General features: G+C 41.4%; 22 protein-coding genes and 1 pseudogene. 9 read left to right on the forward strand and 14 right to left on the reverse strand.

The window, feature by feature from the left end:
* The first annotated feature begins 7 nt into the window (after positions 1-7).
* The 3 genes from trxA to IIC38_04345 all read left to right on the forward strand — a co-directional run bounded on the left by trxA (position 8) and on the right by IIC38_04345 (position 1,237).
* Complete coding sequence (gene trxA / locus IIC38_04335) at positions 8-340, forward strand: thioredoxin (protein ID MCH8125175.1); 333 nt, start codon at positions 8-10, stop codon at positions 338-340.
* A gap of 77 nt (positions 341-417) precedes the next feature.
* Positions 418-984 carry a sigma-70 family RNA polymerase sigma factor gene (locus IIC38_04340; protein ID MCH8125176.1) on the forward strand — a complete coding sequence of 189 codons (567 nt, stop codon included), beginning with the start codon at positions 418-420 and terminating at the stop codon, positions 982-984.
* A 16-nt stretch (positions 985-1,000) separates the two neighbouring features.
* The gene (locus tag IIC38_04345; GenBank protein ID MCH8125177.1) at positions 1,001-1,237 is read left to right on the forward strand and encodes a hypothetical protein; all 237 of its coding nucleotides are present in this window, start codon (positions 1,001-1,003) and stop codon (positions 1,235-1,237) included.
* Here the strand turns inward: IIC38_04345 and IIC38_04350 are convergent, their stop codons facing one another.
* From IIC38_04350 to IIC38_04370, 5 genes are all read right to left on the reverse strand, one after another.
* The gene (locus tag IIC38_04350) at positions 1,238-2,284 is read right to left on the reverse strand and encodes a hypothetical protein (protein ID MCH8125178.1); all 1,047 of its coding nucleotides are present in this window, start codon (positions 2,282-2,284) and stop codon (positions 1,238-1,240) included.
* Positions 2,285-2,313: 29 nt separating this feature from the next.
* Positions 2,314-3,588 (reverse strand): TRAP transporter large permease subunit, encoded by a 1,275-nt coding sequence (locus IIC38_04355; protein MCH8125179.1) that lies wholly within the window; start codon positions 3,586-3,588, stop codon positions 2,314-2,316.
* A gap of 7 nt (positions 3,589-3,595) precedes the next feature.
* Complete coding sequence (locus tag IIC38_04360; protein MCH8125180.1) at positions 3,596-4,093, reverse strand: TRAP transporter small permease; 498 nt, start codon at positions 4,091-4,093, stop codon at positions 3,596-3,598.
* A gap of 27 nt (positions 4,094-4,120) precedes the next feature.
* Positions 4,121-5,164: a TRAP transporter substrate-binding protein DctP gene (dctP, locus tag IIC38_04365; protein ID MCH8125181.1), complete on the reverse strand. Its 1,044-nt coding sequence runs from the start codon at positions 5,162-5,164 to the stop codon at positions 4,121-4,123.
* 65 nt (positions 5,165-5,229) lie between these two features.
* Positions 5,230-6,093, reverse strand: a complete 864-nt coding sequence (locus IIC38_04370) for a TRAP transporter TatT component family protein (GenBank protein ID MCH8125182.1) — start codon at positions 6,091-6,093, stop codon at positions 5,230-5,232.
* A gap of 472 nt (positions 6,094-6,565) precedes the next feature.
* On the opposite strand from IIC38_04370, the gene IIC38_04375 reads away from it, so the two are divergent.
* On the forward strand, positions 6,566-8,986 hold the full coding sequence (locus IIC38_04375) for a 3-hydroxyacyl-CoA dehydrogenase/enoyl-CoA hydratase family protein (protein ID MCH8125183.1): 2,421 nt from the start codon (positions 6,566-6,568) through the stop codon (positions 8,984-8,986).
* A 91-nt stretch (positions 8,987-9,077) separates the two neighbouring features.
* A complete protein-coding gene (locus tag IIC38_04380; GenBank protein MCH8125184.1) occupies positions 9,078-10,259 on the forward strand; it encodes an acetyl-CoA C-acyltransferase in 1,182 nt (393 codons plus the stop codon).
* 323 nt (positions 10,260-10,582) lie between these two features.
* On the opposite strand, the gene IIC38_04385 is transcribed toward IIC38_04380, so the two are convergent.
* The gene (locus IIC38_04385) at positions 10,583-11,188 is read right to left on the reverse strand and encodes a hypothetical protein (protein ID MCH8125185.1); all 606 of its coding nucleotides are present in this window, start codon (positions 11,186-11,188) and stop codon (positions 10,583-10,585) included.
* A gap of 192 nt (positions 11,189-11,380) precedes the next feature.
* Between IIC38_04385 and IIC38_04390 the strand changes: the two genes are divergently transcribed.
* From IIC38_04390 to IIC38_04400, 3 genes are all read left to right on the forward strand, one after another.
* Positions 11,381-12,406: an endo alpha-1,4 polygalactosaminidase gene (locus IIC38_04390; GenBank protein ID MCH8125186.1), complete on the forward strand. Its 1,026-nt coding sequence runs from the start codon at positions 11,381-11,383 to the stop codon at positions 12,404-12,406.
* Positions 12,407-12,483: 77 nt separating this feature from the next.
* The gene (amrS, locus tag IIC38_04395; protein ID MCH8125187.1) at positions 12,484-13,704 is read left to right on the forward strand and encodes an AmmeMemoRadiSam system radical SAM enzyme; all 1,221 of its coding nucleotides are present in this window, start codon (positions 12,484-12,486) and stop codon (positions 13,702-13,704) included.
* A 120-nt stretch (positions 13,705-13,824) separates the two neighbouring features.
* The gene (locus IIC38_04400) at positions 13,825-14,520 is read left to right on the forward strand and encodes a haloacid dehalogenase type II (GenBank protein MCH8125188.1); all 696 of its coding nucleotides are present in this window, start codon (positions 13,825-13,827) and stop codon (positions 14,518-14,520) included.
* 121 nt (positions 14,521-14,641) lie between these two features.
* On the opposite strand, the gene IIC38_04405 is transcribed toward IIC38_04400, so the two are convergent.
* Together IIC38_04405 and IIC38_04410 are read right to left on the reverse strand one after the other, a co-directional pair.
* Positions 14,642-15,085 (reverse strand): hypothetical protein, encoded by a 444-nt coding sequence (locus IIC38_04405; GenBank protein ID MCH8125189.1) that lies wholly within the window; start codon positions 15,083-15,085, stop codon positions 14,642-14,644.
* 74 nt (positions 15,086-15,159) lie between these two features.
* Positions 15,160-15,603, reverse strand: a complete 444-nt coding sequence (locus tag IIC38_04410) for a hypothetical protein (protein MCH8125190.1) — start codon at positions 15,601-15,603, stop codon at positions 15,160-15,162.
* A 161-nt stretch (positions 15,604-15,764) separates the two neighbouring features.
* On the opposite strand from IIC38_04410, the gene IIC38_04415 reads away from it, so the two are divergent.
* Positions 15,765-15,932, forward strand: a complete 168-nt coding sequence (locus IIC38_04415) for a hypothetical protein (protein MCH8125191.1) — start codon at positions 15,765-15,767, stop codon at positions 15,930-15,932.
* A 424-nt stretch (positions 15,933-16,356) separates the two neighbouring features.
* On the opposite strand, the gene IIC38_04420 is transcribed toward IIC38_04415, so the two are convergent.
* From IIC38_04420 to IIC38_04445, 6 genes and pseudogenes are all read right to left on the reverse strand, one after another.
* A complete protein-coding gene (locus IIC38_04420; protein MCH8125192.1) occupies positions 16,357-17,349 on the reverse strand; it encodes a glycosyltransferase in 993 nt (330 codons plus the stop codon).
* Positions 17,350-17,777: 428 nt separating this feature from the next.
* Positions 17,778-19,276 (reverse strand): annotated as a pseudogene (locus tag IIC38_04425) (MFS transporter).
* Between the two features lie 87 nt (positions 19,277-19,363).
* A complete protein-coding gene (locus tag IIC38_04430) occupies positions 19,364-20,230 on the reverse strand; it encodes a hypothetical protein (protein ID MCH8125193.1) in 867 nt (288 codons plus the stop codon).
* Between the two features lie 93 nt (positions 20,231-20,323).
* Positions 20,324-21,553, reverse strand: coding sequence for an ammonium transporter (locus IIC38_04435; GenBank protein ID MCH8125194.1), 1,230 nt, complete (start codon positions 21,551-21,553; stop codon positions 20,324-20,326).
* A 286-nt stretch (positions 21,554-21,839) separates the two neighbouring features.
* Positions 21,840-22,124, reverse strand: a complete 285-nt coding sequence (locus IIC38_04440) for an MGMT family protein (GenBank protein ID MCH8125195.1) — start codon at positions 22,122-22,124, stop codon at positions 21,840-21,842.
* A complete protein-coding gene (locus IIC38_04445; GenBank protein MCH8125196.1) occupies positions 22,117-22,314 on the reverse strand; it encodes a hypothetical protein in 198 nt (65 codons plus the stop codon). The genes IIC38_04440 and IIC38_04445 overlap by 8 nt, the downstream gene beginning before the upstream one ends.
* Positions 22,315-22,675: the final 361 nt, after the last annotated feature.

Genomic DNA, 22,675 nt, shown 5'->3' on the forward strand with positions numbered 1-22,675 from the left:
AGGTTAAATGTCTAATCTAATAGAATTCACTGATGCGAATTTTGATTCTGAAGTGCTAAAATCTGATGTTCCTGTATTGGTTGACTTTTGGGCTCCATGGTGCGGCCCTTGCCGGGTTATTGCTCCTACTATCGAAGAACTCTCAAACGAATATGCCGGAAAATTCAAAGTCGGAAAAGTAAATACTGATGAAAATATGCAAATATCAACACAATATGGCATACGTAGTATTCCGACGTTGGGAATATTTGTAAATGGTAAAATGGTAGAATCAATTATCGGAGCACTGCCAAAGAAATCGATTGCAGATAAGATGGAAAACCATCTAACCACAGCCTAATTATTATTAAAGCTTGAGGTTAAAAAGGCTTTCCTTGATAGAGGCAAGCCTTTTTTATTGGCCTAATTTATTCCAGGATGAAATCTACCGATATAATTTCTCGCTTACAATCCGGCGATAAATCTGCTTTTGCCGAATTGATTAATCAATACAGCGATCGGGTATACAACCTGGCCTTAAAAATTCTGCACAATTCCCTGGATGCAGAAGATGTGGTTCAAGAGACATTCACTACAGTTTTCCAGAAAATTAATACTTTCCAAGTACAGTCGGATTTATTTACCTGGATTTACCGAATTGCAACGAATTATGCGCTTTTAAAAATACGAAAGAACAAAAAAGAAAGGCTAGTTCCGGATGAGCTTGAAAAGTACGATAATCAATCTATTTCGAAATCTGGGATCAGCACGGATTTTACTGATAAAAACTTACTGGATGCAGAACTTGTTTCTGAATTAAATCTCGCGCTTGACAATATCCCTGAAAAATATCGCATAGTTTTTGTTTTAAGAGACCTGGAAAACCTCTCAACCACAGAGGTGGCTTCAATTTTAGAAATAACCAAGGCAAATGTTAAAATCCGACTCAGACGAGCCAGGTTGTTTTTACGTGAAGAATTATGCGCTTATTTTGGAAGATGTTAAAATCAGGAGAATAAAGATGAAAAAAACTGAATGTAAAGAAAATTGGCAAGAACTTTGTAATTATTTGGAAGAGGATTTTGATTCGGTGATTTGCCAGGATTTAAAGGATCACCTTGAAGAATGCCCGGATTGTAAGGAAAATGTTGAAAGTATTCGTAGCACGGTTGATATGTATAGAAAATCGAATCCTGATGTTCCATTAAGCCAGGAGATGAAGAAAAAACTGATCAACCAGTTAAAAAAAACGGATTGATCAGGGCGATTTTAGTTTTTTATGTAATTTTTTTGCATTTTTAAAAACATCATTAAAATCGTCTAGGGGTCCTTCCAATTCTTGTTTTTTATTCCTCTTCTCCTTTAAGATCATTGCCGTTTCAAGGTGTTGCAAGGCTTCTTCATTTTTATTTAGATTGTGCATTGCCAAAGCCATTAAATAGTGGCATTCGACCAGGTAGCCCATACTCTGGTGCTCATAATCTGTTAGCAACTTATAAAGATCTTGGCTGGTGCCATAAAGATCCTGCCATCTCTCTGTTTTCTCAAAAATCTTCGCTCGCAGGTAAAGCACAGAGGGATCATAAGGAAATTTTGAATAGAGATCACTATTTATAGCCAAAGCACTGTCGTACATAGCTTCATTATAGTAACAAGTAACAATCCCGAATTGACTTTCCACGATAGCATACTTGCCTTTTTCGATGACCCAATTCAATTCGTTTATTCCTTGTTGGCGTTGGTCTGAAAAACCACGAAGGAAAAATAATTTTCTTGTCATAGCGCTGCGCCAGTAATGGTACATCCCAAGTCCAAAATATGCATCATAAAAATCCTCTCGAATTGCTAGGGATTTTCTCAGGTGATTTAATCCTTTGATTCCATCTACAAATGCTTTGAACCATTGGCGTTTTTTTACTTCGTGTAACCCTTTAATTCCATATGCACCGCCTAGATAAAAAAAGCCAAGTGGATTTTTTTTATTCTTTTTGATGAATTTCTTTCCTTTTTTAATGGCCAGGTCAACTTCTTTTTTGAATTCCTTTTCAAACGTGGTTATGCGATAATTTTGGTTGACCAGGTCATAAATTGCTGCAAGATAAAAATAGCCAATTGGGTCTTCCGGGTAAATTTCGGTTAAAGCTGAAAAAGTGACTAATGCCGAATCCGTTTCTAACCGATGGATTTGATCCATTCCAACAGCGATGAGAGAATCTGTCTCCGGAGAGTTGCTAATAAATTGTGCGTATGTAATGGTTTGCCATATAAAAATAAGAATAGTTAATAAGAATATCAGTCGCTTCATAAATTCCTCAATGTATTTCTAGTTAATTTTCACTGTCCGCCGGCTAAATTAACAAGCATTAAACTTAAACCCGGGACATAAGTTATGATAATCAAACAAATAATTAAAATGATAATAAATGGAATAGCCGCCAGGTATAATTTAATAATTGGCCTCTGGAAGCGGAAACTTGCTATGAATAGATTAATACCGACCGGAGGTGTACTGTAGCCAATTTCAAGATTGACCAGGAAAATGATACCCAGGTGAATAGGATCAATTCCAAAGCTCAGCGCAACAGGAACGATTAATGGCACAACTACTATGATTGCAGAGAAGATATCGATCATACTGCCTACAACAAATAAGAACAGGTTGAGCATTACCAGGAACCAGATTTTACTAGTAACAAATTGCTGCATAAACGCCAAAATTTGCATGGGGATTTCGGAATAGATGAGGTAATTGGTCAGCCCCAAAGCACAGCCAAGAATGATGAGAATCCCGCCAACCAAAATCATGCTTTCCCGCATGATCCGGGGAACATCTTTGAAAAAACTTAAATCTCTCAGAATTATAACTTCGACCACTAAAGCGTACACTGCTGTAATTGCCGCTGCTTCCGTTACGGAAAACAGTCCACCATAGATGCCACCGATAATGATGATTGGCAGGGGAATTTCCCACCGGGTTTCTTTTAAAGCAGCCAGGAGTCGTTTCCAGGAAAATGGTACCGATGGGATATGACTTCTTTTGCCAATAAAAATGCTGTATGCACTCAGGAGGATCATTATCAAAATACCAGGTAAAACCCCGGCCAGGAAGAGTTTGTCTATATTAATTTTAGCTACAAAACCATATAGAATGATAGCCAGGCTTGGCGGAAAAAGCATGCCAAGGTTTCCCGAGGAAGTGAGTAGCCCCAATGAAAAGTTTTCCGGATATTTATCTTCCAGCAAAGATGGAAGCATTAAACCGCCAAGGGCGATTATGGTTACACCGGATGCCCCGGTAAAAGCGGTAAATACTGCGCAGCTGGCCAAAGCCACTATTGCTAATCCGCCTGGTAACCAGCCAAATAACGCCCGGGAAAAATTTACCAACCGCTGTGGCGCTTTGCTTTCTGAAAGAAGATAGCCCGCAAAAGTGAAAAGGGGGATAGCGAGCAAAACCGGGGCATTCGCCAATCTATAAGTTTCAATAATGACGGCAGAGCTATCGACATCTTGAAAATAGAAACCGAGAAGGGCAATAGCGCCGATGATGACAAACAGAGGCGTTCCGAAAAGTGCCAGTAACAGGAAGACGAGACCGAATAATGCAATTTCCACGCTAGCCTTTTTCCGCTTCAAATTTAGGAGATGAGATTGCTTGTATCGCCTGAATGACAAAACGAAAACTAATGATAACAAAACCGATTAGGATGATAATCATAAAAACCCATACCGGTATTTCCAAAAATAAAGTTGAGCCAGCCGAGCGTTCATCGGTAATGAACACAAAAGAGGCTTTGGCCAATAATATGCAAATAAATGCTGAAAAGGATCTTGTGATGATTATTGAAATTTGTTTTATTTTCGGTGATAAAAATCGCGATAAGACGTCAATGTTGATATGTTTATTTTCATAGGTTGCCAGGCTGGCGCCTATAAATCCAACCCATAGAATCAAATGTCGTGAAAATATATCGGCCCATAGAATGCTATAGTCAAAGAAATTGCGTAGAATGACTTGCAGGAAGGCCATTGAAATCATGCTGGTTAACGCGATGATTAAGGTAACCGATTCTATCCGTTCTAAGATCCGATCAATAAAGTTGATAATCTGCACACAACCTCGATGAATTATATAATAACTCTATTTTAAAGAACCATTGGACGATCGCAAAGTATTCAACTCATTTTCGATTTGATTGAGTAAACTTTCCGAATAAAATTTGTTAACGAGTGAACGCCTGGCTTTTTTTCCCACATCATAATAGGATTGAAGAACTTGCGGATTATCGACAGAAACAAAAGTGATATTATTCTTTTTTAATGTTTCAATAGCTTTTGCATTGTCATCGCGGCTAAGCTGAGTGAGCTTTGACATATATTTCCTACCGAGTTCCCTGAGAGTATTTTTATGGATATCAGGGAGTTTATCATACTTTTCCTTGGAGACAAGAACAGCTCCTGCAGCATTGGCCAATGGTATATTTATCATGAATTTTACTTTTGTGAACCACTGTAATACGACTAAACCCAGGGGTGACGTGTAAACTCCCTCTATCATATTTGTTTGCAATGCAGTCATTACATCGATAACGGAAAGAGGGATGGGTTGTAAGCCAAAGGCTTTAAAAGTCGCTTCCGCAACCCGGTCTCCTTCCCAAACCCACATTTTGAGTTTTCTCATTTCATCCAAATCGGCGGCTTTTTTTTTCGTAAACATGTAAACAAACCCAACTTCGGCCCATCCTAATAGCACATAATTCTTACTTTCAAATCCTTCTGCAAATCGTTCATAAAACTTGTTGTAAATGTGGTCCACTTCTTCATAATTACGGAAAAGAAACGGAGTATCTAAAATTCTAACTTCCGGCAATATTTCGCCCATACCAACACCTGTAAATCCTGCCGATTGAATCTGACCAATCCGTATTCTTCGAAGGACGTCTTTTTCATCTCCTAAAACTCCACCGGCATAAATCTTAAATCCAACCTCGCCATTGGTTTTTTCACGCAATTCTTTATCATATTCCCTCATTACCACCATCCATGTGGATCCCTCCGGCGCTAAAGTTGCAAATTTAATCGTATGTTTTTGTGCCCAACCATTTGAAATAAGAACAGACACAAATGTTAAAAGTACGAAGAAGAAAACTCGTCTCAAAATTGATACCTCCTGTTTTGTATTCATTTTTTTATTAAAATGCACCGTTGTTTAACGTCATTCGTTTAAGGTAGTTTCATTAGAGTTGATCCCTAAAAGAACAGCTCATCTTCTTTCTCTAACAACGCTTTTGCCTTCTCTTTCGCAATTTCATTGGCAAGCCGTTGCTCCGGTAAAATATCATTTGGTGCATCTAATATTTCTTGTAATTGTCTTTTAAATAGATCTCTGTCCTGTGATTGAACGGCATAACTCATCGCAAAAAGATATTTCCACAATAAAAAAGACTGATTGCTTATTTCCAGGCATTTCGTAAAGTGCTCTTTTGCTCGTTCCGGATCTCCACCCAGGATTCGTGACCGTGAAGCAAACAATGTTCCTAAAAAAGCATGGGGACCGCCGTAATAAAAGGTTTCATCCAATTCCAGCGCTTTTTCCATAATTGCCTGAACTTTCGGCAGGCTTGCGATTGCATCCACATCTGTCAGGTCTAAATTGATATAACTACCCCAGGCATTTGCCGTCCAGAATAAAGCGGGTACGTCAGATCTTTTGAAGGTGTTTAAAGCGGATTTAAATTGTTCAATATCCTGGTTTAATGCTTTTCGAAAATTTTTATTTTTGTTTAGTACCCGAAGTGCATAGTCGCGGGCACGAAGATAAAAATTCCGAGCTCGTTCTGGATATTTGTCCTGAATAAAACCAAGAGTATAACTTGTATATGCTTCCGCTGCAAGTAAAAGTAATTTTTGATTATCCGGATCGTTTCTAATCAAAACTTCCAGAAACTTTAGATTGGATCCAAGAGCTAGTTCTGCTAATGGCAGGTCACTTTCTTCCAGGAATGTGGGCATGCCAACAATTAAAATGCCAGCGGTAGATTTTACGGCAATTTTTTGAATACTGCAACCTGCCAAAAGGAGGAGACTTAAGAAACAGGAACTAATAATTTTCATACAAAAATGAGTTGGTTAACTATATGACGGCATTGTAAAAAGTCGGCAGCCTTTTAGTGAATACAATATAATGTTAAGCTAAAGTTGAAATGTCAATATATTGTATGTCCTTCTAAACTTTCGACTTTTTACGAGTTCGTCAACTATAAATTTAAACAATTGAATTAATCCAAATGAGCAATGTAATAAAATTTTGCTATTTGCGCCAGAGTTAGTCATGTCTTCCGGACATACACAATTCATTTTTTGTGTTTAATGAAAAATTGTTATTGCAATTTAAGGCATAATATTAAAAAAAATTCATTTGCCTTATAGATGCAGAAATAGTAGCAAGTAGATTATGCCTTTGAATATTTTTAATTACGTTGATATCACCCAAAAAACAGCAGAAAAATCACTTCATGGTATTATTATCATTAATTAGAATTATCACAAAGCTCAGATCATTATCTTAATCTGGAGAATTTATTAAATGTCTCAACCTTATAAAATCAAAAAAATTGCCATTCTTGGATCAGGAGTTATGGGTTCCCAGATCGCAGCCCATTTGGCCAATGCCGGTTACCCTTCCTATTTATTAGATATTGTTCCTAATGAACTAACACCGGAAGAAGAAGCTGCCGGTTTAACACTGACAGACCGGAAGGTGCGAAATCGTATTGTTTCAAATGGCTTAAAAATGGCGCTCAAATTAAAGCCGGCGCCTTTTTATGATACCGGTCTGACGAGTTTAATTACAATCGGAAATTTTGAGGATAATTTCAACTGGCTTGCGGAGGTGGATTGTATTATCGAGGCTGTGGTGGAGAGGTTAGACATCAAACAATCTTTGATGCAAAAGATAGCTGAAGTTAGAAAACCGGGTACCATCATCGCAACCAATACTTCCGGTATTTCACTTACCAAAATTGCCGAAAATCAGGATCATGAATTCAAACGGCACTTTGTTGGGATTCATTTTTTTAATCCTCCGCGTTACATGCGTTTGCTTGAAATCATCCCAACTGCGGATACGGATACCGGATTGGTTGATTTTATGGCAGATTTTGTCGATCGGCAATTGGGGAAAGGCGTTGTATTCTGCCAGGACACCCCCAATTTTATTGGTAATCGTATCGGTGTGATGGCCATGATGATTGTAATCCAGCAAATGATAAAAGACGGACTAACCATTGATGAAGTGGATGCAATTACAGGTCCCGCAACCGGAAAACCCAAGAGTGCAACGTTTCGTACAGCAGATGTGGTCGGTATTGATACCTTTGTGCATGTAGCTAAAAATCTTTATGAGGCGGCTCCCGAGGATGAAATGCGCGACCAACTTTTGATCCCTGATTTTGTCAATGAAATGGTTAAAAAAGGATGGCTTGGATCAAAAACCAAACAAGGCTTTTATCGAAAAGGAATGGATGCATCCGGTAAACGTCTTATTTTTGCCTTGAATCCTGATAAGATGGAGTTTGAACCGACGCAAAAAGTGAGCTTCCCATCATTGGATGCTTCTAAGAAAATCGATGATGTTGGCGAACGTATTAAGTCAATCGCATATGCGGATGACAAGGCAGGGAAATTTTTCTGGGAAACTTTGAGCGCTATTTTAATTTATTCCGCCAATAGAATTCCCGAAATTACCGATTCAATTATGAATATAGATAATGCCATGAAATGGGGTTATAACTGGGAATTAGGTCTCTTTGAAACCTGGGATGCCATCGACCTCCAAAAATCAGTCAACAGGATGGTGTCTGAAGGAAAAGTAGTCCCGGATAATATAAAGCAAATGCTGGCTGCAGGAAACACTTCATTCTACAAAACCGAAAACGGAATTCTGCGGCAGTTTGATTTTAACAGCCGGGAATATAAAGAAGTTGAGTTTAGTCCGGGAATAATAAATCTCAATCTTCAAAAAGAATCTCCCGGTAAAGTACTAATAACGAATGAAGAAGCAAGTTTAATTGACCTGGGTGACGGCGTCGCATTGGTAGAATTCCACTCTAAAATGAATTCGATTGGCGAAGGGATTCTCGGTATGGTGAACCAGGCTGTTGATGTAGTAGAGAAAAATTATGATGGATTGGTCATCGGTAACCAGGGTAGTAATTTTAGTGTCGGCGCTAACTTATTCCTTGTTGCTCAGCTCGCTCAAAACAAGGATTGGGATGGTTTGGAGCAGGCAGTCAAGTTATTTCAAAACACGAGTATGCGGTTAAAATATGCAGAAAAGCCTGTGGTTGTTGCACCATTCGGAATGACTCTTGGCGGCGGCTGTGAATTGCAGATGCATGCTGCAAGAACACAGGCCTCAGCTGAAAGCTACATTGGTTTAGTGGAAGTAGGTGTCGGATTGATCCCGGCAGCCGGTGGAACAAAAGAATTAACTTTGCGAACTTTGAAAAGTGTTGAGAACATTCAAAACGTCGATTATAATTCATTTATCCAAAAAGTATTCGAAACCATCGGAATGGCGAAGGTCTCAACAAGTGCGGTTGAAGCTAAGAAAATGAATTTGCTGCGAAATTCAGATTTAATCTCCATCAATCCTGCTCGACTTATCGGTGATGCAAAACAAACAGTCCTTAATTTGGTATCCGAAGGTTACCGCAATCCAGCCGTCCAAGAACGAATGTTAGCCCTTGGTTCTAAAGTTTTGTCGCGATTGTTGATCGGGATTGATAATATGCATGAAGCCGGGTTTATAACAGATTATGATCGAGTAGTCGGTGAAAAGCTAGCCTTCGTAATAGCTGGTGGAAATCTCACCGCTCCACAAGAAGTTAATGAGCAATATTTTCTGGATCTGGAGCGGGAAGCATTCCTTTCACTTTGCGGTGAACAGGGAACCCAGGAACGAATTATGCATATGCTAAAAACAGGAAAACCATTAAGGAATTAGCTTATCCGTTAATGTTAGATCAATTTGAGCTGATGGCAAACTGAAGCACAAGTTTGTTAGAATGATTCGATTTAAATTTAGGAGAAATTCAATGAGAGACGCTTTAATAGTAACCAATGTTCGGACCCCAGTAGGCAAGGGCAACCGGGGAACCCTAAAAAACGCCAGGCCCGATGATTTGGCTGCCCTGGTTATCAAAGAAGCAGTTGATCGAACCCCCGGGCTGGAACCCGAATCAGTAGACGACATCCTAATTGGTTGTGCCTTCCCGGAGGCTGAACAGGGCATGAACATGGCAAGGATAGCTTCATTGCGGGCTGGGATGCCTACTTCAGTTCCGGCAGCGACAATCAATAGATTTTGTGCTTCCGGATTGCAATCGATTGCATTTGCAGCTGAACGGATCAAAAGTGGCATGGATGATACGATTCTGGCGGGTGGCGCTGAAAGTATGAGTGTAGTCCCCCTGGGTGGTAATAAATTTGCTCCTAACACACATCTAACCGAAAGTTGGCCAAAGTCTTATCTAAACATGGGGTTGACTGCAGAAAGAGTAGCTGAGCAGTATAGCATCAGTCGTGAAGAACAAGACGAATTTGCCTTGCGAAGCAATATGAATGCCGTCAACGCGATCAAAACAGGTAAATTTAAAGATGAACTCGTAACTGTAAAACTAACTGAGAGAATCGCCGGTAATGGAAACAAAATTGTGGAAAATGAAGTCATCCTGGAAATTGATGAAGGACCCCGTCCCGATACAACATTGGAAAAATTGGCGAAATTAAAACCGGCGTTCAAAATGAATGGAACTGTAACCGCAGGTAATTCCTCGCAAGTTAGTGATGGCGCTGCTATGCTCGTCGTGATGTCGGAACAAAAAGCAAAGGAATTGAACCTGACGCCAAAAGCACGGTTTGTGGGTTTTGCGGTGGGTGGCGTTGCTCCCGAGGTGATGGGGCTCGGCCCGATCGAGGCAATTCCCAAGGTCCTCAAGAAGACCGGCTTAAAGCTTGAAGATATTGAATTGATCGAATTAAATGAGGCATTCGCAGCCCAGGCTCTCGGGGTAATCAAAGAACTTGATTTGAACATCGATAAGGTGAATGTCAATGGCGGGGCAATTGCCCTTGGCCATCCTTTGGGTTGTACCGGAGCTAAGCTGTCAGTTCAGCTTCTCAACGAAATGGAACGCAGAAGTATTCGTTATGGGATGGTCACCATGTGTATTGGCGGCGGTATGGGAGCGGCTGGTATTTATGAATTGATGAATTGATTGAAAAAGTAACAAAGTTACAAAGTTACAAAGGCACTAGTGGCACAAAGTGACAAAGATGCTAGCTAGGAATGAAACGGTAAAACTTCGACTTTGCTCAGGACAGGAGGCGGATGTGCTTAAAAAGTTAAAAGTGAGAAGTAAAAAGTAAAAACAATGTAAATTTGTAACCCGACATTTATGTCGGACCACCAAAAAATAAACTATGTTTTGGCGGTCTGCTAATTTAATTAGCGGATCGCCCTTTTTATTTCAAAACCATGATTTTTGCAGGATTACCTGATCTCCCAGATTTATTCCTACGTAATCTGCGCCATCAGCGGTCACCCTTTTCCCAGGAAAACCCCGGAGTAAGCATCAATATAAAATATTTCATTCATATTGTTTTTAAGTTCATAAGTGATTACCCAGGCTACATGATTAGGTCCGGTTTTTGGCCAGGCAGGTTCTCCGGCAAGTACAGCGATAATAGTTTCAACTTCACTTAAATCTTTTCCACCACTGGCTTCAGCCTTTATGATCGCTTCTGATGAATCGATGTAATCCGGAAGTATTTCTTGTAAACCTCTTAGATTATCAAGCGATACAATTGCGGAGAATAATAGAATACCCTCAGTCTCTATGATCAACCCTTCTATTGATCCCAGCTCGTGATAGCCAAACCACCATTTCCCTTTTTCACCTTCAGCCAATCTTCCTTCCCGATTCAAACCGCCGCCGCTATCAGGAGTTTCAATACTGATCAAGGAAGGATTTCCAAGGATTTCCAAAGCCCGGCTGCTTGCCAGCTGTTCCGCCTCTTTTGCTGTCAATCCTTCTTTAACTTTAGAGGGCCCGGTTGAAGAACTGCAATTGTACAAAAAGGAAAATACCGCAATAAGAATTAATGTGAAAATAATTGAATATCGATTTGAGTAAAATTTATTCATTCTTAAAAGTATGAAAGTATTAAAGAGAATTCACCAGGCTTTCACCTGTATAAATTCCAGGATCGTTTATTTTTCGATTAAACTTAAACCAGCTCGTGCAATGATTGTTTCAATCCAAGAATAAATAACAAAATTTAACTGACTTGCAATTAAAATAAAATTCATTTACTTTTTATCGAAATGTTTAAGAGAATGAAATTAATAATGTCCCTGTTTTTGAGTTTTAGAAAAAAATATTTAATATTTATTCTGACTTCCTTTATCTCTTTGAGCTGTAAATCCAGCGTTAATCCTGATAATACTCGAAATCAATTTTTCCGCTCTGAAATGCGTGGATTTGTTCAAAATATTAGTGATTATGCTAAATCAATGAATCCTGGTTTTATTGTGATCACTCAGAATGGCTTAGAGTTATTAACTGACAATTCCATGCTTGATGGCAAAATAGTTCCAACATACCTGGATAAAATTGACGGAGTTGGTCAGGAACATGTGTTTTATGGTGAAAAAGGATATGAAGTCCCCACACCATCGGATTATCGCAATTATCTCCTTGGGTTTCTTGATCTTGCTGAAAGTCAAAACCTGAAGGTTTTGGTAACCGATTACTGCGCGGTACCGGAGCAGGTGGATGATTCATTTTCAAAAAACAATGAAAGAAATTACATTTCTTTCGCAGCTCCGAGTGATGATTTTGATTTGGATGAAATACCTGAGTATCCCGAAACGACCTTCGGTGAAAATTCTTTAGATATTTTAAAATTACCTGAAGCGAAAAATTTTCTTTACCTGATCAATTCAAGTATGTTTAAAAATAAACAGTCTTTTCTAACTGCTTTACAAAAGTTAAATTATGATCTTTTGATTATTGATCCCTATTACTCAGGAAGACTCTTAAAAGAAGCGGATATTCAGTTTTTAAAAACGAAAGCAAATGGTGGGAAACGGTTGGTAATTTCATATCTAAATATTGGCGCTGCGGAGCAATTTCGTTATTATTGGCAAAGCGACTGGGAAATCGGCAATCCAGCATGGATTGCTGCGCGATATTCAGATCCATTGTACTATAATGAGTACTGGGTAAAATTCTGGGAAAAGGATTGGCAGGACATCATCTTCGGGAATAGGTATTCCTTTATAGACAAAATCCTTGCTTCAGGTTTCGACGGGGTTTATTTGGATAACCTGGAAGTCTACGCTTACTTTGAAAGCTTGTAATATCCTTATGTGACATTCTGCTTGATTCAACTGGGAATTCGGGGTATATTTTAATCGAGAACAAAAGAGGCATTAAAATGAACACAAAAGAAGAAGTTCCCATTCGCCGTTCGGACAGGGCATCTTCTGAAATCGATCTCCTTGAACAATTACATACACTACGCAGACCCATATCCGGTGATGTACCCATTGCAAATATTATTAATCCCATGGTTCGGCAGGGTGAATTGTATGACGAGCTTGAAGATGAAGCTGTACATTGTTATTCCTGCGGCCATGATTGCAAGATAAAAGTTGGTAAACGGGGGATTTGTCAAGTTCGGTATAACCTGGATGGTAAATTATATGTACCCTGGGGTTATGTTGCTGCATTACAATGTGACCCAACCGAAAAGAAACCTTTCTACCATGTTTTCCCGGGCTCGGATACGCTTACGTTTGGCATGCATGGCTGCGATCTACATTGCTCTTATTGTCAAAATTGGGACATTTCCCAAACCTTACGTGACGCCAATGCCGGCAAACCACCGGAGGAAGTTACTCCTGAGCAGTTGGTGGAATTAGGGAAACGAAATGACGCTAAATGTTTTGCCAGCTCTTATAACGAACCTCTTATTACTTCCGAATGGGCAATGGCTGTTTTCAAATTGGCTAAAGCAGCCGGTTTCACATGCCTTTATGTCTCTAATGGTAACGCAACAAGGCGGGTCTTGGAGTATATCCGGCCGTTAACCGAGGGTTACAAAGTTGATTTGAAATCCATGCGAGACAAGAACTATCGATCTCTCGGTGCAGTTCTCGAAAATGTTCTAAACGGCATTCGGATGGTCCATGAGATGGGTTTTTGGGTTGAAATCGTAACCTTGATCGTTCCTGGTTTTAATGATTCAAAAGATGAGCTGCGGGATGCGGCACAATTTATTCATTCTGTCTCACCGGATATCCCGTGGCATGTTACCGCTTTTCACAAAGATTACAAAATGCAAGACCCGGAAAACACCACGGCGCAGACCCTGATCGAAGCAGCGGAACTGGGTTATGCAGAAGGTCTGCATTATGTGTATGCCGGCAATGCAGCCGGCAGGGTAGGGCGGTTTGAAAATACGTATTGTCACAGTTGCGGCGAGCTTTTAATTGAGCGAATCGGTTACGTCATCCAAAGTTATCATATCACATCGGACGGAAAATGTCCGAAATGCAGCCAATCGATCCCCGGCATCTGGCCAAAAAGTAGTGAAGATGTTCGATTAGGAAATATATCGGATTTATTTTTTAGAGTGCCACACTTGGTGAGGTAATTTGAAATCAGTTTAACTTTATCTTAAATTCATTAACTTTGTTCCTTTGTTCCTTTGTTCCTTTGTGCCTTTGTTCCTTTGTGCCTTTGTCTCTCCGTCACTCTGTAACTTTATACTCCTATGCTAAATCTAAACCATTTCGAAATTCTATCCTTCGACTGCTACGGCACATTAATCGATTGGGAATCCGGTATTCTCAATGTATTGAAACCCATAGCGTTAAAGAATAACTTAAATTTATCCGATGCCCAGATCCTTACTACTTATGCGATGCTGGAAACGGAGTTAGAATCAGGTAAGTATCAAACCTACCGGAATGTCCTACGCCAGGTGATGATCAATTTTGCCGACCAATTTGATTTTGTTCTCTCGGAATCGGAAACTAACACTCTAGTTGATTCGGTTCGCGACTGGCCGCCCTTTCCGGATACGGTCGAAGCATTGTCACGATTGAAACGAAATTACAAATTGGCCATTTTGTCCAATGTGGATGATGATCTGTTTTCCTATTCTTCGAAACATCTGAAAACGCAATTCGACACCATTTTCACAGCCCAACAAATAGGCAGCTACAAACCAGCGGAGCGAAATTTTCAACATTTGCACGAAAATATCGATATCCCACAAGATCAACTCTTACATGTGGCACAGAGCATTTTCCACGATATTATCCCAGCCAAGAAAATGGGATTAGCGACTGTTTGGGTAAATCGCAGGAAGGGAAAGGAAGGATTTGGAGCTACCCCAAAAGCTCATGAAACTCCCGATCTGGAAGTGGCGGATCTTAAGACGCTTGCTGATTTGGTTAATAGCTAACGCCGGTTGTATTAAATAAATTTCTCATACAAAAACGGCGGGCAATAGCCGGGTTAGGCTGCCGGGACTGCGGCACGAACCCAGCTAAACCACAATTCGCCCTTCTCTTATTTTTGTTATCCTACCCACAAGCGCCACTTTTTTGATCACATTTTTCAACATTGAAATTACCAGTTCTATCGCTGCCTTCAAATTTCCATGTTCCTTCTAACCTTTCCCTGTCACTACCCAATATCTCTATTGAAATAACACCTATTTCAACACAATTCTTAAAATCCTTTTCGCATTCGTATCCAGAATCTGGCTCACCGCCTATACTAGAGGCGTGACCTGAAATTACCATGCCGATCTTTATTTCTTTTACAGTTCCGATTTCAAGATATGAAACAATGTGGTTGACATTTCTATGATTATCTTTACATGAAAATTCTTCATCTGTTAGTATTATACGAACAACCGGAGAGTCGGTAGGTCCACAATCGTTGTATACAACCCCGTACTTCAATGCATCACTGTTTACGGCCTGGCTTCCTGTCCCGTCAAAATCACAACTGCAGGTGGTCAACAGACATAAGCTGGCGTATGTATCTCATCATAAGCATGACGTTAAAAAGTTAGTTAAATGTCGTGATCATCTTATCATGGGGTTTCTATTCGGTAGCCAAACTCGATCATCTTTTGAACATCTTCAATCGCGACAATAAGGTAGAGTGTGTGCCCTTCAGGACAAAAACACGCAGCGCACACGGTATCGTATTTTTGCACTGTCTCGGCTTTGAAAACAGTTACCCCCCGGCGATTATAGAAATCCTGGATAATCGCAAACTCCTCCGGTTCGAGTTCTATAGTAGTGTGATCCTTAGGATAACCAGAGTAATTCCAATTGTGAGACTCAAGCCAGTCAAGTTCCCAGGGATTGCCCAGGCATTGAATCGGTTCCGTCGCCATCCACACTCGCTCAGGCTGTACTGTGCCGAAATCCCAATTACAAGACATTGTGCACGCAGCGAGCAGTGCCAAAATAACTCTCCAATCCAAATTTGGTTTATGAGGATTTGAAATTGTACGGTGCAAGGTTTCCATGGTTTTCCCAATGGGATTTTTTTTATTTTGGAATTAACCCAAGATAACTTCCATATGATCATAAGTCAAGAATATATCTAACCCTAAATTTATCCCAGCTTATGGTATATTGATTAAATTGTTAGTTACAGGATATTGCCCCATCTTTTACATGTAGCCAGATGCATTTTTCACGATATTGGCCCTGCCAGGAAAATGGGATTAGCGACTGTTTGGGTGAAATCGCAGGAAGGAGATGGCAGGATTTGGATGCTACTCCTAAAGCTCAAGAATCACCGGATCTGGAAGTGTCGGATCTTAAGACACTTGCTGATTTGGTAAATATCTAACGGATTGCTCTGCTGTGCGCGGGAGTTCAAACACGGACTTCATTTATAACACACTACTATGCAGTAACACAAAATGTAATTTATTGCACGCGTCCCGCAGCCGCAAAATGTTAGCTCTTTTGTATGATTTTTCAAATATTTCATCCACAATGTAGGTTAAGCATTAATTTTTTCGCATGGAAAAACCGTTGCTACCTGATTTTTATGACTCCTTTTAATTGCATTACATTAGCGCACCGATAGTGGTTACCGTACTCCTTAGCAAACTCTGAAAAGAGAGTGTCAAACCGTATTCCAGGTTTCTCTAGGTCTAATAGAATATCCATTTATTACCCCAGCTTCCAAAGTTGGGCGAGTAGGCCTTACAACAATTTCATGAATAGGGCGCCATATCGACGGATACCATGTTTGTAGTGTGCTGTGCTTATTTTATCCAGTCAAGAAATTTTTTACTCTGCTTTTCTTTTAATTTTGGAAAATTCTCGTTCAAGGTTTCCCCATCCATTACTTTTTGATATTTTTCTAGATAAGATTCTGCCATTTTTTTTGAGTTAAATTTCTCTACTGCATATTCATGACAAATTTTAGATGAAAACATATCACTATTTTCAACAGCGTTCGCTAATATATCTATCTTATTTGAAAGAATCCCCACATCTTTTATAACTATTTCAGGAAGCGACCCATAGGGTGTACCAAATACCGGACAACCAAAGTATAAGCTTTCTATAATTGCTAAACCAAAAGGTTCATGCCATCTAACAGGAAATATTAAACCTTTCGAATTATTAAGCAATTGATTTTTTTTGTTTCCTCCTACCATGCCGCAAAAGGTCACACGAGAACTAAATGTAAGTCTGAGTCCCATATTAATGTTAAATCTATGTCCTCCTAATACTTTCAGTTTTTCCTTTTTTGTTTTTTTTATTATATCTATCGCACCCTGGATATTTTTTACTCGCCAAGCTGCCTTCCCAAGAAAATGGAAATAATCTTTTTTTAAGGAAAAGTCATAGGTTCCGTAATCCTCCCAATCTAAACTATTGTAAACATAAGAGTCGGACATATAGCGATTTGCGTGATTTTTTGAAACAAAAATTGTATTTCTATCGAATTCTCTATAATCTTTACAGTTTCCTTGTATCGTTATAACATAGGGTTTTGTAATTGTGTCAATATCCTGGGGAGTAAAATTAAAATGTACAATGTCTATTGAGTTGAGAATTTGTTCTACTATTTTCTTTTTCTTATCAATGTAAATTATTGAGGCAAAGTCGCAAAAGGAATCTTCAGATACCAAATATGTAACTTCATGTCCCATTTTAACTAATTCTTTTCCTAAATACCAGATAACCCTTTCAGTACCACCATACAATTTGACTGGAATAATTCCTGAATACACAATCAATATTTTCATTTTACCATTTGATTTTGTATTAGCATTACACACAACTATTATTAAAGATATACATTGTTTTTTCACTCCGGATTAGCAGTATAAACACAATTGCCTTTATATTTATATTCACATAATGTTGCTGTTCTCCTGCCGAGCGAAAAAACTGCCAAGTGAAAAAAAGGTGGGTTACCACCCCACCCACTTTGACTTTTGTCTTAAATATAAATAGACTAAATTCTAGCAAGTGCCAGCTTTGCTATCTCGAATCGGCAAGGATGAAACAAGGAAAAAGCCACGGGATGGAAAGAGCATCTGCTCTATTCAGGGGAGGAAAGCGGTCCTCAACCTGCAAGGCCGTACCAGTAGTATCAAGATTGATGATTACTTGCTAGGCCGTTTTTGGTCTGTTTCCCCAGAAACGACCCGGCCTAAGCCGCTGGTGCTTCCTAGACATCAGGACCTACCTTGGCCTCTTCAGCTTGCAAATCAACAGGCTTGTAGCCGCCCTGCGACCTAAAGTACAAAATGAGACCCAGGTAGCACACCAGCATGAAAGCAGGAAAGATGGCAACTGTCGACAAGGCATGCTTCTTCGCCGTGGCACCCAGGTCCGCGATGGTCGCTTTCTCGTCCTCGCTCAAGGTCGCGACCTTCTCCTGGTCCAGTGGACGATAAGTGCCAAAAACGCTGGCCTTCTCTTCCATTACGACTTTCGAATGAAGTGCAGAGTCTTTAGCCGCCAGAGCCTGGTCGATTTCTTTGTCCTGAATATTTCCAAGGAAAGCTGCGCCGATAATTCCAACACTCAGCATACCAACGCCGCTTATCGTGTTCAAAGTCATCGCACCTCCGCGTGGGAATCTCTCCGCGACAACACCAAGCATCGTCGGCCAGAAGAAAGTTTTGCCAAAACCGTAGACGGTCGCAGCTAGAAAGATGGTCACACCGACGGTTTTTGAGAGAAAGATCAGTCCCAATATGGCCACTGCACTACTCGTGGCGAGTAGGCCTAAGGGTGACAATTTATGGACAATTGGCCCTGCAAAGAAACGAAGAACCATCATGATAAATGCGGTGTATACCAGAACCCACACTGCATTGCCGCCGAGAAACGGTACCATCAGGTCAGTGATCCAACTATCCGTACCAAGCTCCGTTGTTGCTAAAGGCATCATAATAAGCAGTAGGAAAATGAACATGGGACGTCCGATGCTCCTCGCATAAATGCCATAGCCAACGACGAGAATACCGGCTACCACGATCTGAGCTGTCAAGCTCCACGCAAAAACTCTACCTATTTCACGTACTATGAGGACCACGACAATAAGGGCTCCCACGATGCCAACTTCCTGAAGCATTGCTTTATACGACACGCCAGCCTTTACCCTCTCACTTACCGGGAATTCGCGGCGAAGCATCATAAGCCCGTACGTGATGGCAGGAATCAAAACAAGGCCTACTTTCCATCCCCAATGCACGCTTCCCATAGACAATGCCAGTATGCCGCCCAGGACCATTCCTCCAGGCCAGCCCGCGTGCAAAATGTTTAGCCACTTCGTCTTCTCTTTTGAATACATGCTGGCGACCACAGGGTTTATCACTGCTTCTACCGTGCCATTACCCAAAGCCAACACAAAAGTCCCTACATACAACATCCAGTATCCGGTGGCGAAAATCGTAATAATCGCTGAGCTGACATGACAAAGGAATGCGAAAATCATTGCTCTACCATACCCTATTTTGTCAATCACCAGGCTGAACAGTACGATGCTTATAGCGAAAGGCCACAAACCAACACCAAAGAGCTCGCCTTTCTGCGTTTCGCTCAAATTAAACTGCGTTTGCCAATCACCGATTATCTGTGCCCGTCGACAAATCCAAAAGAAGTTGCCACCAGTGCAATGAAACATGCCCAAAACAGCCATTTTTCTTTGGAGCTAATCATAATAGTCCCCTCCCTCGATCTAGTGATTCGTGGATTAAATATTGTTTTCCGCCTCCATCATTAAGATTAGAGACGCGCTTCCGGTGTTCAGAAGGAGATCCCAAGGCCGAGGGAGAGGATCACCTCCGAATTGTCGCCTCCATTGATCGTCTCGAGATTGTCGCCCAAAAACAGGATGCTTACCCCACCACTCAAGCTCCAACTTCCCATTCGGGCTGGAACGAAGTTCAGCGAGGTCGAGAGCGAAACGCCACCTTGTGCGAATCCGAAGAAATCGTCGCTCCCCGTGCCGTCTTCAAAATAGTTCGAGAGACTGAAACCCGCGACAATCGGAAACGAAACCGAGACCAGCTGGATATCGAAAGCAGGCTCGATGCCAACTTCGAGGTAGATCCCCTCGTCGGTGCCACCGTCCGACTGTCCATCCAGCTCCCAGGCGAGAGTCACGGACGGCTGAAGGCCGGAAAAGCTGCTCGACTCTCCTCCGAACAGGCCCGAGTCATCGAAGGAGAGCGAGAAATCAAGCTCCTTCACCGTTGCGAATGCGGAGTTTGGGCTCGTGAGCGCGACGTAGCTGACGGAGCCGCTCCAGTTGTTGGCGAAGTCGACGCCGACCCCAATATAGGCGTCAAGTTCGTAATGATTGGACATTCCGGCACCACCCGAGCCCGACGGCCCGTCGTGCAGACTGTTCCAAACACCGATATTTAAAGACCACGACGTGTTCTCCCCTCCCGAGAGTGGGAACACGAAATCGACCCAGGGCTGCGCAATCATCCCCTCGTTTTCCTGTATTATACCCCTAAAAAAGTACTGGTTAGTCACATCAACTCCGATGCTGCTTTCAACCTCAGAATCCTGAGCCGCAGCGGCATCCAAAGTAAGCAACGTGGCACCCACCACTAGTATTGTTCTGATTGAGCTTAATATGGTCTTGGCGGTGTTTTTTTTCATGACATGGTGTCCTCTATTTGGAGTTCCAGTTTTGGATGTCCCGCTCGCCTTGCTTGGGAGTTGAGGCCTGCATCCGAAACGATAAAGCAATCTCTATTGCACTAGTCTTGCGTGGATGTAGGCTGTCTCTCCGTGGAGAGCACTGTCGAGGCCCGCCTGTTCGTCCGTGTCCGATACGCGTACGGGTGTGATCTTGTTGATTACCCATAACAGGACGTACGTGACGATGAAGGCCCAGGCGATAGCGACCAGCACGCCCACCAATTCCGTTACGAAAAAGGAGGCATTTCCGTAGAACAGGCCATCTGCCCCACCTGGATTCATTTCCTTTGTAGCGAGAAGGCCAAGGGCAAGGATCCCGACGATGCCACCGATGCCATGGACACCCCACACGTCGAGCGCATCGTCCCAGTTCTTCTTTTGGCGGAACATGATGGCAGCATAGGGAATGCTGCCTGCGAGGATCCCGATTAACATCGCGCCCTGAGGTGCCACGAAGCCGGCTGCCGGGGTGATCGTCGCCAGGCCGGCAACCGCTCCAACGCAGAACCCGACCAAGGTCGGCTTCTTTTTTAGCTTCCAGTCGAGGATCATCCAGGTCACACCGGCAAACGCACCGCCGATCTGGGTGTTGATGAAAGCCAATGTGGTGATTTCGTTCACCGCAAGTGCGCTTCCGGCATTGAAGCCGAACCAGCCAAACCAAAGCAGGGCAGTACCGAGTGCAACAAACGGGATATTGTGGGGTTCCGGCTCGGAAACACGCCTCTTGCCGAGAAAGAACACGGTGGCAAGGGCTGCGATGCCGGCAATCGCGTGAACCACAATGCCACCAGCAAAATCCAGTACTCCGTAATCCGCCATCCAGCCGCCGCCCCACACCATGTGGACGAATGGGTAGTAGACCAACAACTGCCAGCCCACCAAGAACGTGAAATAGGCCTTGAACGTCATACGGTTGGCGAAGGCGCCGGTAATCAGGGCGGGAGTGATGATGGCGAACATCAGTTGATAGACAGCAAACAAGTAGACGGGAATTCCCAATCCCTCGTAGATGGCTCCGGGGGTAATGCCAGTCATCATGAAGAAATCGGATGGATTCCCAATGATACCTCCGATGTCGCTTCCGAAGCAGAGAGAAAAACCAACCGTCACCCAGAGCACGGTTGTGATACCCAGAGAGACGAAACTCTGCATCATAATGGTTACTACGTTCTTTCTTCCGATTAGGCCGCCATAGAAGAAGGCAAGGCCCGGTGTCATGATCAGCACGAGAGCGGTGGCCACGAGCATGAAAGCGGTGTCGGGGGCATTAAGCTGCATATATTGACTCCTTGAGATTTTATCGGTTAAAATACCAATACTTTATAAGTCATCTATCATAAAAATACCAAAATTTATATCTGAATATAAGTCTGGTTCAATAAAATTACAATAAAGAACTAAACTTTTCTAATATTACATGAATATTCAGTCAATATCAACCTCGCCCGGATGCCAGAATATTTACGGAAAAAGTGCTCAAGACCGGGTGGGTTCACTAGGAAGAGATATAGACGTTCTCGACCGGATTCTCAAAACCGTGCCAGGTACCTGAAGGTATCTTTTGTTAGCTGTAGTTTTTTAATTTATTTTCAAATGAAGTCACTTTTGGTGGTTTGTTCCCTTTTCCTTGCTCAATACTGTGTCCTTCTGATTCAAGCAGATATATCTGTCTTTCGGCGCCACCGGGAAATTTTATATTAATTGCCCCATCAGGTTTTAATACTCTCCAATAGGGTGTTACATTGTCCTCTTTGACTGGTCTTTGTTCTTCCGCAGCTAAAGCAATGAATTTTAAGTAGACTCCTGTCGGGATTGCAGCAGTTACTTGTACTTTTTTCTCTTTAGCCAATGTCTCTCTGATAATGTTCATTGGTCAGCAATTCACCTTTTTGGGTTTTGTTTATGAGTCGTTCAATATCCAATGCATTTGGAATCAGTATTTTTCCTTTACCTAATTTTTTTTCCCATTCAGGGGTAATCACATGAATCTTTTCTTCAATTTCATTTACTTTCTCCCGCCAGGTTTTCTTTTTTGCCATGAGTTCTCCTTCTTAAATTAATCCTAACTAATTAAATTAACCTGATCTATTCATAAACCTTATCACTGTCACCCCGTTGCGCGACGGGATGACAATTAGGAAACTTTAAGCTTAAAACTATGATTTATGAATTACCCAAGTTAATAAAACATAATGATCTGAATTAGATTTTATGCCGCTGGTTTTTTTTGTTGTGATAGAGTATTTAAAATACATAGTACCGTTTACTCTTATTAGAAAAGTAAGCTATGAAAGCATTAGACCTCACAGAAATCATATAATATCGATTTTCAGTCTTTGTATTAAAAAATAACTCTCGGATGGAATTTATCCCACCTACAGCACCAGTATGTACTCGAGA

The organism is candidate division KSB1 bacterium (assembly GCA_022566355.1).
In the GTDB taxonomy this organism is placed as follows: Bacteria; Zhuqueibacterota; JdFR-76; order JdFR-76; family DREG01; genus JADFJB01.

What these genes read in the sequence shown, in the direction of transcription:
- trxA (MCH8125175.1), top strand. Translation starts at nt 8, where the DNA reads ATGTCTAATCTAATAGAATTCACTGATGCGAATTTTGATTCTGAAGTG.
- IIC38_04340 (MCH8125176.1), top strand. Translation starts at nt 418, where the DNA reads ATGAAATCTACCGATATAATTTCTCGCTTACAATCCGGCGATAAATCT.
- IIC38_04345 (MCH8125177.1), top strand. Translation starts at nt 1,001, where the DNA reads ATGAAAAAAACTGAATGTAAAGAAAATTGGCAAGAACTTTGTAATTAT.
- IIC38_04350 (MCH8125178.1), bottom strand. Translation starts at nt 2,284, where the DNA reads ATGAAGCGACTGATATTCTTATTAACTATTCTTATTTTTATATGGCAA.
- dctP (MCH8125181.1), bottom strand. Translation starts at nt 5,164, where the DNA reads ATGAATACAAAACAGGAGGTATCAATTTTGAGACGAGTTTTCTTCTTC.
- IIC38_04370 (MCH8125182.1), bottom strand. Translation starts at nt 6,093, where the DNA reads ATGAAAATTATTAGTTCCTGTTTCTTAAGTCTCCTCCTTTTGGCAGGT.
- IIC38_04375 (MCH8125183.1), top strand. Translation starts at nt 6,566, where the DNA reads ATGTCTCAACCTTATAAAATCAAAAAAATTGCCATTCTTGGATCAGGA.
- IIC38_04380 (MCH8125184.1), top strand. Translation starts at nt 9,078, where the DNA reads ATGAGAGACGCTTTAATAGTAACCAATGTTCGGACCCCAGTAGGCAAG.
- IIC38_04385 (MCH8125185.1), bottom strand. Translation starts at nt 11,188, where the DNA reads ATGAATAAATTTTACTCAAATCGATATTCAATTATTTTCACATTAATT.
- IIC38_04390 (MCH8125186.1), top strand. Translation starts at nt 11,381, where the DNA reads ATGAAATTAATAATGTCCCTGTTTTTGAGTTTTAGAAAAAAATATTTA.
- amrS (MCH8125187.1), top strand. Translation starts at nt 12,484, where the DNA reads ATGAACACAAAAGAAGAAGTTCCCATTCGCCGTTCGGACAGGGCATCT.
- IIC38_04400 (MCH8125188.1), top strand. Translation starts at nt 13,825, where the DNA reads ATGCTAAATCTAAACCATTTCGAAATTCTATCCTTCGACTGCTACGGC.
- IIC38_04410 (MCH8125190.1), bottom strand. Translation starts at nt 15,603, where the DNA reads ATGGAAACCTTGCACCGTACAATTTCAAATCCTCATAAACCAAATTTG.
- IIC38_04415 (MCH8125191.1), top strand. Translation starts at nt 15,765, where the DNA reads ATGCATTTTTCACGATATTGGCCCTGCCAGGAAAATGGGATTAGCGAC.
- IIC38_04420 (MCH8125192.1), bottom strand. Translation starts at nt 17,349, where the DNA reads ATGAAAATATTGATTGTGTATTCAGGAATTATTCCAGTCAAATTGTAT.
- IIC38_04430 (MCH8125193.1), bottom strand. Translation starts at nt 20,230, where the DNA reads ATGAAAAAAAACACCGCCAAGACCATATTAAGCTCAATCAGAACAATA.
- IIC38_04435 (MCH8125194.1), bottom strand. Translation starts at nt 21,553, where the DNA reads ATGCAGCTTAATGCCCCCGACACCGCTTTCATGCTCGTGGCCACCGCT.
- IIC38_04445 (MCH8125196.1), bottom strand. Translation starts at nt 22,314, where the DNA reads ATGGCAAAAAAGAAAACCTGGCGGGAGAAAGTAAATGAAATTGAAGAA.